11 protein-coding genes are annotated in these 12,864 nt (G+C 44.3%); 3 read left to right on the top strand and 8 right to left on the bottom strand.

The annotated features are described in order from the left end of the window. Positions 1-63 precede the first annotated feature (63 nt). The 6 genes from AACU28_RS12100 to AACU28_RS12075 all read right to left on the bottom strand — a co-directional run bounded on the left by AACU28_RS12100 (position 64) and on the right by AACU28_RS12075 (position 6,356). Entirely contained in the window at positions 64-1,314 is a 1,251-nt protein-coding gene (locus tag AACU28_RS12100) for a glutamate-5-semialdehyde dehydrogenase (RefSeq protein ID WP_121602999.1), read from the bottom strand. 66 nt (positions 1,315-1,380) lie between these two features. After that, positions 1,381-2,565 (bottom strand): glutamate 5-kinase, encoded by a 1,185-nt coding sequence (proB, locus tag AACU28_RS12095; protein ID WP_017084187.1) that lies wholly within the window; start codon positions 2,563-2,565, stop codon positions 1,381-1,383. Positions 2,566-2,641: 76 nt separating this feature from the next. Then, on the bottom strand, positions 2,642-3,031 hold the full coding sequence (gene crl, locus AACU28_RS12090; protein ID WP_004734391.1) for a sigma factor-binding protein Crl: 390 nt from the start codon (positions 3,029-3,031) through the stop codon (positions 2,642-2,644). A 143-nt stretch (positions 3,032-3,174) separates the two neighbouring features. Next, positions 3,175-4,428 (bottom strand): esterase FrsA, encoded by a 1,254-nt coding sequence (frsA, locus tag AACU28_RS12085; protein WP_029222300.1) that lies wholly within the window; start codon positions 4,426-4,428, stop codon positions 3,175-3,177. Between the two features lie 89 nt (positions 4,429-4,517). Continuing rightward, positions 4,518-4,982, bottom strand: coding sequence for an oxytetracycline resistance phosphoribosyltransferase domain-containing protein Tet(34) (gene tet(34) / locus AACU28_RS12080; RefSeq protein ID WP_017084190.1), 465 nt, complete (start codon positions 4,980-4,982; stop codon positions 4,518-4,520). Positions 4,983-5,066: 84 nt separating this feature from the next. After that, positions 5,067-6,356 (bottom strand): NCS2 family permease, encoded by a 1,290-nt coding sequence (locus tag AACU28_RS12075; protein ID WP_017080057.1) that lies wholly within the window; start codon positions 6,354-6,356, stop codon positions 5,067-5,069. A 1,064-nt stretch (positions 6,357-7,420) separates the two neighbouring features. On the opposite strand from AACU28_RS12075, the gene AACU28_RS12070 reads away from it, so the two are divergent. Next, a complete protein-coding gene (locus tag AACU28_RS12070; RefSeq protein ID WP_017087469.1) occupies positions 7,421-8,893 on the top strand; it encodes an aminoacyl-histidine dipeptidase in 1,473 nt (490 codons plus the stop codon). A 171-nt stretch (positions 8,894-9,064) separates the two neighbouring features. Here AACU28_RS12070 and AACU28_RS12065 read toward each other — a convergent pair whose 3' ends face one another. After that, on the bottom strand, positions 9,065-9,604 hold the full coding sequence (locus AACU28_RS12065) for a DUF3332 family protein (protein WP_004734414.1): 540 nt from the start codon (positions 9,602-9,604) through the stop codon (positions 9,065-9,067). 271 nt (positions 9,605-9,875) lie between these two features. Here AACU28_RS12065 and AACU28_RS12060 point away from each other — a divergent pair, with 271 nt between their 5' ends. Next, on the top strand, positions 9,876-10,922 hold the full coding sequence (locus AACU28_RS12060) for a succinylglutamate desuccinylase/aspartoacylase family protein (RefSeq protein WP_004734415.1): 1,047 nt from the start codon (positions 9,876-9,878) through the stop codon (positions 10,920-10,922). A 193-nt stretch (positions 10,923-11,115) separates the two neighbouring features. On the opposite strand, the gene AACU28_RS12055 is transcribed toward AACU28_RS12060, so the two are convergent. Beyond that, a complete protein-coding gene (locus tag AACU28_RS12055) occupies positions 11,116-11,433 on the bottom strand; it encodes a DUF3622 domain-containing protein (RefSeq protein WP_004734416.1) in 318 nt (105 codons plus the stop codon). Between the two features lie 354 nt (positions 11,434-11,787). On the opposite strand from AACU28_RS12055, the gene AACU28_RS12050 reads away from it, so the two are divergent. Beyond that, a complete protein-coding gene (locus AACU28_RS12050; protein ID WP_121602998.1) occupies positions 11,788-12,798 on the top strand; it encodes an adenosine deaminase in 1,011 nt (336 codons plus the stop codon). The last annotated feature ends 66 nt before the right edge of the window (positions 12,799-12,864 follow it).

The following is a 12,864-nucleotide window of genomic DNA, read 5'->3' as shown; positions in this document are numbered from 1 at the left end:
TTGATTATTGCTACTCGATCGCCATTTCAAAAATGAGCTGAGGAGTAAAATTAACGACCAGCGTTAACCGCGAACTAAATAGTTCGCTTTACCTACCCATTTGTAGCTTGTCAGTTCTTCTAAGCCCATTGGGCCGCGAGCGTGCAGCTTCTGGGTTGATACTGCGACTTCAGCGCCTAAACCAAACTGTGCGCCATCAGTAAAACGTGTTGATGCATTCACATAAACCGCCGCAGAACCGACAGAGTTAATAAAGCGCTCTGAGCTCTCTAGGCTGTTGGTCATGATCGCATCTGAGTGACTCGCGTTGTGTACACGCATGTGGTCAATCGCTTCTGCCACATCCACTACCACTTTTACGCCTAGCGTGTAGCTTAGCCACTCAGTGTCAAAGTCACCTTCAACTGCATCACGTTGGTCTTCAAAACCTGCTAGCAGTGATTTTGCACTGGCGTCAGCAACCAAGGTTACCTTACCTGCTAAACGCTGTGTCAGCTTAGCAAGGAAAGCCTCAGCAACCGCTTCATGCACTAGCAGCGTATCCAATGAGTTACATGCAGATGGACGTTGAACTTTCGAGTTTTCAACCACATCAACAGACTTCTCAAGATCAGCGCTCTCATCAACAAAGATATGGCTGATACCGAAACCACCGATGATAACTGGAATAGTACTGTTCTCTTTACACATCTTGTGCAGGCCAGCACCGCCACGAGGAATAATCATATCCACGTAGTCATCCAGTTTAAGCAGTTGAGAGACAAGTTCACGATCAGGTTTTTCAATGTACTGAACTGAAGCGGCAGGAAGCTCAGCTTTCTCTAATGCAGACTGGATAACTTTAACCAGTTCCATGTTCGAGAAGAACGTCTCTTTACCACCACGTAGAATACTTGCGTTACCTGTCTTCAAACACAGAGCTGCAATATCGATAGTTACGTTCGGACGCGCTTCATAGATAACACCAACCACACCAAGTGGCACACGGCGGCGAGAGAGTGACATACCGTTTTCCAGTACCTTACTGTCCATTTCGCTGCCTATTGGGTCATTCAGGCTAATCACGTTACGCACATCATTAGCGATGCCGATTAAGCGCTCTTCATTAAGAAGTAGACGATCAAGCAGTGCGTCGGTTAAACCCGCTTCGCGACCTAATTCGATATCTTTCGCGTTCGCTTCTAAAATCGTTGCTGCGTTTGCTTCTAGCTCATCAGCGATAATCGCCAATGCTTTATTCTTTTGCGCCGTAGATGCGGTCGCTAGGTGGAAAGCAGCGTCTTTTGCTGCAATACCCATGTTAGTTAAATCCACGTTTAACTCTCCCTAAATTCTGTCTGTCTTTGGATGTAAAAAGGCGATTCGCCTTATCATCACAAGCTACTCTTGGATTACAACCAGGTCGTCACGGTGAATGACTTCTGACCCATAATCGTATCCAAGAATGTCGCCAATATCTTTACTGTGCTTGCCTGCAATTTTTGCTAGGTCTTGGCTTGAATAACTGGCGATACCACGCGCAATTACTTTGCCTTTACTGTCTGTGACTTGGGTGACTTCACCACGAGAGAATTCGCCTTTAACTCGAACAACCCCTTTCGCCAACAAGCTACTGCCTTTAGTGTTAACGGCATTCACCGCTCCATCGTCGACTACGATGTCACCAGCAGAAGCTGGGCCCGCTAGAATCCAACGTTTACGGTTTTCAAGCGCTTCAGCTAAAGGCAAGAAACGTGTGCCTTGTGGGTTGTCACTCAATGAATCAAACACCACATTTTCAGCACTGCCCGCAGCAATAATCACTTCAATACCCGCACGACGAGCAATATCAGCTGCCTGCAGTTTTGTCGCCATGCCGCCAGTACCTAACGTAGTACCACTTCCGCCTGCGATCTTACGCAGTGTGTCATCAATAGTTTTCACTTCTTTGATGAGCTCAGCATTTGGGTCTTTACGAGGGTCTGCGGTAAACAGGCCTTTTTGGTCAGTGAGTAACAAAAGCTTATCAGCGCCACATAAAATACCAACCAGTGCCGACAAGTTATCGTTGTCGCCCACTTTAATTTCATTAGTGGCTACTGCGTCGTTTTCGTTTACTACCGGAATAATATCGTGCTCAACGAGCGCGTTGATCGTGTCACGTGCATTAAGAAAACGCTCGCGATCATCGAGATCAGCACGAGTCAGTAGCATCTGGCCAATTTTAAGGCCATAGATAGCAAACAAAGACTCCCAAACTTGAATCAACTGACTTTGCCCAACTGCCGCAAGCAATTGTTTGCTCGCCATTGAGTTGGGAAGTGCGGGGTAACCAAGGTGCTCACGTCCGGCCGCAATTGCGCCAGACGAAACCATAACCACAGAGTGGCCTTGTTTTTTTAATTCAGCACATTGACGAACCAGCTCAACCATGTGAGCGCGGTCTAATGCCAATGTTCCACCAGTTAAGACACTGGTACCCAGTTTAACAACGACAGTTTTACGCTGTGTTGTTGTCCCGCTTTGATGATTTGTTGTCATGAAGTCTTTTATGAATAAAACAAATAAGAGGTGATGTTTTAGCAATCAACAGGGGAATTCACAAGCAGAAAAGGTGCGAAATCGCACCTTTTTGCTTTATAGAGAAGAGTAACCTTCAAAATCAGACGAATTCGACAGACTCTTCGTCTAACTGAACGCCGATTTCAAATTTCTTTTGAAGTTCGTCAACCAGCTTTTGGTGAAAGGCTTCTTGAGTTCGAGACACCTCAGCGACCGCCTTTTTAGGTAATGGCAAAGGATCCCAGTTACCATCAATGTTGTATTTACCCGTGTTGTACTTCGCCGAGAATCCTTCTTCCGACTTATCCAACTCTAACCACCAGCCCCAGAACTCACGCTCTTCTGGTGACTTTTTATCGTTCACACACACAGACAAGCAATCAAAAATGTAGTGACCATCTTCTGATTGCGGCTCCCTCAAGTAAGGCCCAATAGCCTTTAAAACGTTTAATAAGCGATAATGCGTAGGTTGTTGTGTCACTTCTGACATATTGAATCTCCATTTCAATGTTAAGAATGACGTTACTCAGACTGCAATACGTAGAAAGCACGCAGTTGGATTTTATAAATTTTCTCTGAGTATCAGGTACTTACTTTGTACACTTTTCATGCTTAACTAATTTCGGAGAAATGTCATCTAAATAATTCATCCTCAAGCCACTTTATCGCTAATTCGAGGGATTGCTCATACCCCTGTGTAATTGATTTGGTTTTGATTTTCTTCGCTTTGCCGTAATCACTGTAAATAGCAACCAGTTGATTATCCAGATGCGGTGAAACAGGGTCACCTTCCAAAGCCAATGCCAAAATAGGAACACTGGTTTTACTGTTAGCCAACAAGCCTTGCACCTTCAATGACCAAGCCATCAGTTGCCCAGAAAGGCTATTGATATCCACCGCCCCTTTACCAAGACGCGAAGCCAATACATCCAAGTGCATCTTAGGCATCTGCTTTAGTTTGTCGGCATGAACAAAGATATCGTGGATCGGAGCCCCTAAAGAGATACAGGCTTTGAGTTTATGTTGCTCAAGGAACGACAACCTCACCATCGCGTTACCACCGAATCTGAACCCAAACAGACCGACTTTATGATGGTCCACCCATGGAATGTTAGGCAGTTCATTCAACACGGCTTGGTGCAGGCAAGAAGAGTCTTCGGTTAGTGGCCAATGCGAACTGTGCCCTATCGACGGCATATCAATCGTTAGCATCGCAATATTTTTCGGTGCTAGGTAATCTCTAAACAAACGCCACATGTCAGTTTGCAGGCTATCTAAACCTGCACTCACGATCACGACAGGTTGTGGTTTGTCTGTTTTGGTTAGATGTAAGTTCGCCTTAATCTTTTTGTTTTGATACGGCACTTCGATTTGTTTGACGATCAATTTGGTGTGTTTGATCGCTTCAGAATACGCCGCATTCGCTAATACCTGTGCCTGAGCAGCAAGGTTATCGTTCTTTAGATGTGGGTAGCCCGCAATGCTGAAACACAACGATGCTGAAAACAACTCTTCAGCCATCTCTTCGCCGCTCTTTTCATTCGAGCGATTTTGGTGCTGCATGCCCAGCTTGGTCCACTCGTATGCCCAGTTACCGCTGCGGTAGCCCATCACGGTATCTAACCACTCATCAGTGGTACGAGAATTATCGGATGACGCGATGCGTGCCAATACCGCTTCTTGCTCAATTGGGTTAACGCCTTGCCATACCCACTGAAGACGTCTTAGGTTTCGATACCAAGATGAGTTCTGCTCTTCACGCTTTTTATCCAGCAGTTCTTCAGAACTTGGCATGTAGCGAGTAAGCATTGAGGTCTCTTTGGCCTGCTTGTGCTTTACAAACAAGGTTTCCGAAAGGTTCGAGCTCGTTTCTTCTGATTCAGACATTGGGATACTTAATAAGAAATGGTTGTTACTAATCATATAAAAAAAAATGACCCTATAAAGGGTCATTTCTCAAAAAACTAAGTTTACACTTATTTTGACTTGCGATTTACCGGCTCAACGAAGCTTAGGCTAGTATCCCAAGGTTGCTCAATCCATGTGTCTTGAGCGATATCCACGATGTACTCGTCTAGTAAATCAGCACCAGATGGCTTAGCACATACAGCGATCAATTTCGCTTTAGGGTACATTTCGCGAAGCTTGCGTGCAGTATCACCACTATCAACAAGATCTTCAACGATTAGGAAGCCTTCGCCGTCACCTTCAGGTGCTTTAACGACTGTCATATCACGTTGGTGATCGTGGTCGTAGCTAGAAATACAAATCGTATCTACGTGACGAATACCCAGTTCGCGAGCCAAGATTGCACCAGGAACCAAACCACCACGGCTTACTGCCCAGATGCCTTTCCACTGCTCTGCTGGCATTTGCTTTTCAGCAAGTTGACGGCAGTAAGTCTGCATGTTGTCCCAAGTGATAACGAATTTGTTGCTCATAGTATAAAACCTAATAATTTTGTCATGTTATTAGAGGCTATGCCTTACATAGCCTCTTCAGCGATTAAGCAGAAATCTAGACGATTAAGCGAAAATGTATTTAAGAATAAAGATAACCGACATTACCCACACAGCAGGTGAAACGTCGCGACCTTTACCACTTAGCAGCTTAATTGCAGCGTAAGCGATGAAACCTAGTGAGATACCCTCAGCGATAGAGTACGTCAGCGGCATAAGCAGACATGTTACCACGACTGGTGCGGCTTCCGTAAGATCACGCCAATCAATGCCAACTAGGCCAGACATCATCAGAATTGCTACATAGAAAAGTGCACCTGATGTTGCGTAAGCCGGAATCATACCTGCAAGTGGCGAGAAGAAAAGAGCCAGTAGGAATAAGATACCAACAACAACAGCAGTTAGACCGGTACGACCGCCTTCAGCAACACCCGCAACACTCTCAACATAAGAAGTTGTGTTTGATGTACCTAGCAATGCACCAATAGATGTTGCTGTAGAGTCAGCAAGCAGTGCTTTGTTCAAGCGCGGTAGTTTACCGTCTTCTTTGATTAGGTTTGCTTTCGTTGCAACACCAACCAAGGTACCCGCGGTATCGAACAAATCGACGAACAAGAATGCGAATACAACTGAAATCATACCGATTTCAAATACAGCAGAGAAATCAAGCTGCATGAATGTAGGAGCAAGGCTTGGTGGTGTCGACATGATGCCGCCGTATTGAACGTCACCGATCGCAATACCAATCGCTGTGATAGCGAGAATCGCGATCATTACTGCGCCTTTCACACCACGGTGTACAAGAGCAATAGTAATGAAGAAACCAAGCGCACCTAACATTGGCGCAATCGCAGTGATATCGCCCAGTGAAACTTTAGTCGCTGGGTTAGAAACAACGATGCCTGCATTGCTAAGCGCGATAAACGCAAGGAAAAGGCCGATACCCGCAGAGATACCAACACGCAGAGACATAGGGATCGAGTTAATAATCCATTCACGAATCTTAAAGATACTTAAGAAGATGAAGATCACGCCTGATACGAAAACCGCTGCCAGAGCAACTTGCCACGTATAACCCATACCCATTACAACAGCGTAGGTAAAGAATGCGTTCAAGCCCATGCCTGGTGCTTGAGCAATTGGGTAATTAGCAACAAAGCCCATGATGAAACAGCCAATAGCAGCCGCTAAACAGGTTGCTACAAATACAGCGCCATGGTCCATACCAGCATCAGCTAGAATCATTGGGTTTACAAAAATGATGTAAGCCATTGTTAGGAAGGTGGTTAGACCTGCGATGATTTCAGTGCGCACATTGGTGCCATTTTCACTGAGTTTGAATAGCTTTTCGAACATTATCGAATCCTATAAGGGTAAAAAGTAAACGGTTGCGTAAACGATTGGCTGTGGATTATAAAGTTATCAAATAACAAATTCCAGATAGAATTAAGGCTCTAATCGATATTTATCAGAATGCCGTATGAAACAAAGCGATTACAAATGAGGAATAACAAGAATAATAACCATTAAAAACAATAGATTAAATGAAATAAAGGCGATGTGATTACTTGGTTATTTTTTCAACCGTCGGTTATTTCCATTGAGAATGTAGCCATCATATTCTCAATTTAAACCCACAAGAGTTGTGTATTTTTCAACAGGATCAGTAATAAGACGCAAATTGATATTTTGGCGTTTAAAAAACAACCACTCAGAACAGCAAAGAAAGTGACAAGCGAAAGCGGTTTGGAAAAGTAGCAGGCAAAAAAAACGCCACTCAAAACTGAGTGGCGGTAGAATCTGTCAACCAAAAGGGCTGTAAAAGAATTCCAATATATAGGGGTGAACAAAACTGTTCGAGTTACATGCTTACGGTATTAGTAACCAAAGCTTGTAGGGTATGCAAAGTTGCTAGTGTAAACAGAGCTGTTAATCCAGAACATTGCAGATGGTAAACCTTTCATAACTATCACCTTAATAAATCAATAAAAAACGAATTTGATTTCTCGGTTCCTTGGAGGCGATAAAACGGACTCATCCTTTGAGCATTTACTCTTCATCTCAGAAGTTGGTTATTAATATACCCTAAAGAAAAAAGATTACAAGTATTTTTTGCTATGCGTCACACTTTTGGCCATTTGTGGTTATTTTGAAAACTTATTTCTGTAATTAAATTACAGAATAGAATTAAACAAACGTTTGCCTGCGCCATTTATAAGCATCAAGTCTCTTAATTATGATCAGGTGGACAAGATCGCTTTCAAAATTTGAGGTATTTGAGGTTTATAACCGCTACTCGTCAAAACGCTCAAGTGGTATGCTGTTGCCATCAAAACAGACCCATATTTTAGATTTTTATTCTAAGTTTTTACCTATATAAATCCTAAATATATGGTTATCAAATAAAAAAGGAGTCATCCGTGTCTGAATTCCATTCTGAGATCAGTAAATTGTCCCCTGCCCCTATTTGGCAGTTTTTCGATAAAATTTGTTCAATCCCGCACCCTTCGAAACATGAAGAGGAGCTTGCTCAATACATTATTGCGTGGGCAACAGAGCAAGGCTTAGATGTACGTCGCGACCCAACGGGCAACGTATTCATCAAAAAGCCAGCAACGCCGGGTATGGAAAACAAAAAAGGTGTCGTGCTACAAGCTCACATCGATATGGTTCCACAAAAGAACGAAGACACTGATCACGACTTTACAAAAGATCCAATCCAGCCATACATCGATGGCGAATGGGTTACAGCAAAAGGCACAACGCTTGGTGCTGATAACGGCATGGGAATGGCTTCTTGCTTAGCCGTTCTTGCTTCAAACGAAATCCAACATGGCCCTATCGAAGTTCTACTCACTGTAGATGAAGAAGCAGGCATGACTGGCGCGTTCGGTCTTGAAGCGGGTTGGTTAGAAGGCGATATCCTTCTTAATACTGACTCAGAGCAAGAAGGCGAAGTGTACATGGGTTGTGCGGGCGGTATCGACGGCGCAATGACATTTGAAATTGCACGTAATGCGATTCCAGCTGACTTCGTAACACGCAAGCTAACGCTAAAAGGCCTAAAAGGCGGTCACTCTGGTTGTGACATCCACACCGGTCGTGCAAACGCAAACAAACTGATTGCTCGCTTCCTAGCGGGTCACGCAAAAGAGCTAGACCTTCGCATCGTAGAATTCAAAGGTGGTAGCCTTCGTAATGCGATCCCTCGTGAGGGCTTCGTAACGGTTGCGGTTCCTGCTGCAAACCAAGAGAAATTAGCTTCGCTATACAACTACTACACTGAGCTGCTTTCAACAGAGCTAGGTAAAGTAGAAGACAGCATCGTGACTTTCAATGAAGAAGCTTCTGTAGAAATGGGCGCACTAGCGTCAGCAGACCAAGCTCGCTTTATCGCGGCACTTAACGCATGTCCAAACGGCGTGATTCGTATGAGTGACGAGATTGAAGGTGTTGTTGAAACGTCTCTAAACGTAGGTGTTATCACAACAGAAGAAGATTCAATCACAGTACTTTGCTTGATCCGTTCTCTTATCGACTCTGGTCGTAGCCAAGTAGAAAGTATGCTTCACTCTGTTGCTGAACTAGCAGGCGCTAACATCGCGTTCTCTGGTGCTTACCCAGGTTGGAAACCAGACGCAGATTCAGAGATCATGCATATCTTCCGCGACATGTACGAAGGCATCTACGGTCACAAGCCAAACATCATGGTTATCCATGCTGGCCTTGAGTGTGGTCTGTTCAAAGAACCTTACCCGAACATGGATATGGTTTCTTTCGGCCCAACGATCAAGTTCCCACACTCTCCTGATGAGAAAGTGAAGATCGACACAGTTGAGCTGTTCTGGAACCAAATGGTTGCATTACTTGCTGCGATCCCAGAAAAAGCATAAATCGATTCGCTAGTGTTTTTCAGTAAATGGTGTTTTCCAAGAAATGGGCTCTTCAATAAATAGCACTTTTCAGTAAACACCGTTTATTAAGAACAAAATAAAACAGGTACTCAATGAGTACCTGTTTTTGTATCTAATCTTTGTCACTGCTACTTGTGACTAAATAAATAATTAAGCGCGTGAAGCCGCGTAGCTTTCTAGCTCATCAATTGAAGTTTGTGCCACTACTTCGCCGTCGATGAAGTACGTCACCATCTCGCCTTCACGAACACCGATTAACGTCGCACGCTCACCAGACTGGTAAGTGATGTCCATTTGGATTGTGTTTTCGTCGATCTGCTGCATTTGACCTTTCTCAATCATATCGGCACTCGTGATCGGGCCTACTGGCGCTTCAGTCAGTGACTTATCAAGCTGATCGTTGATATCAAGGTAAGTATCAGTCTTAGTATCAAAGATGTGCGGAGCACCTGTTAGTGGGTTGCTACCCGTCCAGAACTCTAGTGAGTTGAATACTAGGTAATCGGCAGCAACCGTTAGACCATACGCAGGTGCAAGTAGTATGTTCAAACCACCACGAGCGTAACGGTTATCAACAGCCTTCACGTTAAACTTCATTAGATAACCGGTTACTGCGTTACTACCCACACAACCAGATAGAGCAACAGATACCACTGCTAGTGCTACAACTTTTGAAATTGTTTTTTTCATTTTGATCTCGATATTTGAATTTGGCCGCCAAAAAATGGCGATGGATAATACCAACCAACCGAACAATAAATATCAGCGTTAAATCAATGTATTGTCAGGAAATTCACAATTCTAAACCCCTTCTAACTAGCTAAATCAAAAACAGAAACCAATTAAGAAACGCCTCCATAAAAAAGTTTTGTCGTCACCGTAAAGCGATTGATTCGTACTAAAAATCAACGATTGATACATTCCGTGTTAGCGAATTATCACCATGTTGAGAACAACCTAAATGGCAAGACTAAAACCTAATCAACCCTTCGAATTACTTGGTTATACTGTTCAGCCAGGACAGAGAATGGAGATTGAACTGCAAGCGGCTCAGCTTTACACGCATTCTCCACTTTCAATCCCGATTGAAATTATTCATGGTCGCCAAGCGGGCCCAACACTGATGGTAAACGCGGCGATCCACGGAGATGAACTAAACGGTGTTGAGATTGCACGACAACTGACCAATGCGATTGATCCAAAAAAACTGAAAGGAACACTACTTGTTGTGCCTATCGTTAACGTATTTGGTTTTATCCATAAGTCTCGTTACCTACCAGACCGTCGTGACCTGAACCGTTGCTTCCCTGGAAGTGAGAAAGGATCACTGACATCACGCATCGCTCACACCTTCTTTGAGAACGTAGCGAAGCACTGTGATTACATTCTGGATCTTCACACGGGTGCGATTCACCGTACTAACTTGCCACAGATCCGTGCAAACCTGTCGAACCCTGAAACACTGCGCATCGCAAAAGCGTTCGCAACACCCGTGATCATAGATTCTCCACTGCGTGATGGTTCATTGCGCAGCGAAGCGGAAAAGCTAGGTATTCCTGTATTAACTTACGAAGGTGGTGAAGCGCTGCGTTTTGATCACCTAGCGATTCGTGCGGGTTACCTTGGCGTACATCAAGTGATGAAAGAAATCGGCATGCTGCGCCCTAACCGTAAGAAGTTACCAGAGCCAGTATTGAGTAAATCGACCAGTTGGATCCGCGCTGAATCAGACGGCATTTTGCGTAATATGGTAAGGCTTGGCGAACAAGTTGAAGCAGGACAAACCCTGGCTTACATCAGTTCTCCATTGGGTCACCAAGAAGGCCAAGTAATCACCACTAAAGGCGGTATCGTGATTGGTCAACAAACTCTACCGTTGGTAAACGAAGGTGACGCAGTATTCCACATTGCTTACTTCAAGCAAGATGATGATGAAGTGGGACAGTCTGTAGAGAGTTATATTGAAGAAGTCGCGGAAGACGATTGGCTGACAGCGCTAAACAACTAGGACCGAATTCGGGTAATTAGTGAATCAGATACTTAGCCACCAGCCATGAGTGGTTACGTGATCCAGACTAATACGCCACAAATGAAAAAGCCCCGATAAACTTTTAACTAGAAAGAGAAAAGCTATATCGGGGCTTTTTTTACTTGTCCCTTATCTTAAAATTAAGGGACCTGTAAATTAATTGTGCACTGGATTACTCAGCGTCTTCTTGCTCTTCTTCACGAGCTTTTGCGCGTGCTTCACGTGCTTGCTCAGCTTTAAGCTCTTTAGTGTGACGTAGTTCGTCACGCTCTTTACGCTGCTCTGATTTACGCTCGTTACGTTCAGCTTGGTTTGAAATGAAAGATGCTAGCTCTTTCTCTGCCCACTCTTGTGCTAGAGCTTCAGTTTCGAAACCAGACTCACGCTTAGATACTGTTGTGCTGCGAGATGTTACTTGACGAGTAATCTCTGCACACCAACCGTTGCGTTTTTCTGTAAGGCGGATATCAAATTTTTTGTTCTTAGACATGTTCTATTTTTTCCTAAGGGAGATCATTAAGGGATCGGTCACTTTGATAACTCCATCTAAGTGAGCATCTTTTAACACCATCCCTTGGTAAGCGCGGTATTAGAGCACAAATCAATGAATATTGCTGCAAATATTTGCAGCGGATCACACTCCCATGCTGCAAATCGTTTGCGCCGGATTTCAATGGGTTCGTAACTCTCGATTCATCATCAACTTCTGTGCAATTTTATCGACAACAATGAAATGAACTATGCTCAAACAGAGATAAATGAAAGAGATAACCTGCAGGCTCAGGTTTACAGACTCTACTGTCTCGCCTACTCCGCCCATAATTAAAATAGCTAAGGAGTTGCTATGGATAGCTTCATCAAACATTTACCCAAGGTTGAGCTGCATTTACATATTGAAGGCACGCTAGAACCTGAGCTGATGTTCCAACTGGCCAAGCGCAATAACGTGTCGATTCCCTTTGATAACCCAGACCAAGTAAGAGACGCGTACCAATTCCACAATCTTCAGTCTTTTCTCGATATCTATTATCAAGGCGCTAACGTACTGATTCATGAACAGGATTTCTATGACCTGACTTGGGCTTATCTACTCAAGTGTCAACAAGATAATGTGGTTCATACTGAGATCTTTTTTGACCCTCAAACCCACACCGAACGTGGTATTGCCTTTGAAGTCATCATAAGTGGGATTACTCAAGCTTTGAATCAAGCCGAGCAAGAACTAGGGATCAGCAGCCAGCTGATCATGTGCTTTCTGCGCCATCTTGATGAAGACAGCGCTTTTGAAACACTCCAACAAGCCCTTCCCTACAAAGATAAGATCATTGCCGTCGGGCTGGATTCGTCGGAAAAAGGAAACCCGCCGGAGAAGTTTAAGCATGTATTCCAAGAGGCGATCAACCAAGGGTTCCTGACCGTCGCGCACGCCGGAGAGGAAGGCCCTGCGCAAAATATTAGTGACGCGCTGAGCTTGTTGGGCATCACCCGTATTGATCATGGCGTTCGCTGTGTAGAAGATGAAGACTTGATGGAACAGCTAATCGCTAAACGCACACCGCTGACCGTATGCCCGCTATCGAATACCAAGCTAAAGGTCTTCAACACCATGCGAGAACACAATATCGTCGAGTTGCTGAGAAAAGGATTGTGCGTCACCATCAATTCCGATGATCCGGCTTACTTCGGCGGCTATATGAATGATAACTTCCTCGCCGTCGCCAATGCTCATCCACTGACGAAAAACGAATTAGCGCAATTCAGTATTAATGCTGTCGAAGCGAGTTTCATCTCGCCTCACGCCAAAGAAGATCTCATTGCACAAGTGCGCCAATATCTTGCCGAGAATACTCACTAAGAGAATGGATCTTTGAGAATGGAGCTTTGCTGCGATCAAAAAAGGGAAGCTCAGTGCTTCCCTTTC

This window comes from Vibrio sp. SBT000027 (assembly GCF_963894355.1).
Lineage (GTDB): Bacteria > Pseudomonadota > Gammaproteobacteria > Enterobacterales > Vibrionaceae > Vibrio > Vibrio splendidus.
This window is presented reverse-complemented; position numbering and strand designations above follow the sequence as displayed.

What these genes read in the sequence shown, in the direction of transcription:
- crl (WP_004734391.1), bottom strand. Translation starts at nt 3,031, where the DNA reads ATGTCAGAAGTGACACAACAACCTACGCATTATCGCTTATTAAACGTT.
- frsA (WP_029222300.1), bottom strand. Translation starts at nt 4,428, where the DNA reads ATGTCTGAATCAGAAGAAACGAGCTCGAACCTTTCGGAAACCTTGTTT.
- AACU28_RS12075 (WP_017080057.1), bottom strand. Translation starts at nt 6,356, where the DNA reads ATGTTCGAAAAGCTATTCAAACTCAGTGAAAATGGCACCAATGTGCGC.
- AACU28_RS12065 (WP_004734414.1), bottom strand. Translation starts at nt 9,604, where the DNA reads ATGAAAAAAACAATTTCAAAAGTTGTAGCACTAGCAGTGGTATCTGTT.
- AACU28_RS12060 (WP_004734415.1), top strand. Translation starts at nt 9,876, where the DNA reads ATGGCAAGACTAAAACCTAATCAACCCTTCGAATTACTTGGTTATACT.
- AACU28_RS12055 (WP_004734416.1), bottom strand. Translation starts at nt 11,433, where the DNA reads ATGTCTAAGAACAAAAAATTTGATATCCGCCTTACAGAAAAACGCAAC.
- AACU28_RS12050 (WP_121602998.1), top strand. Translation starts at nt 11,788, where the DNA reads ATGGATAGCTTCATCAAACATTTACCCAAGGTTGAGCTGCATTTACAT.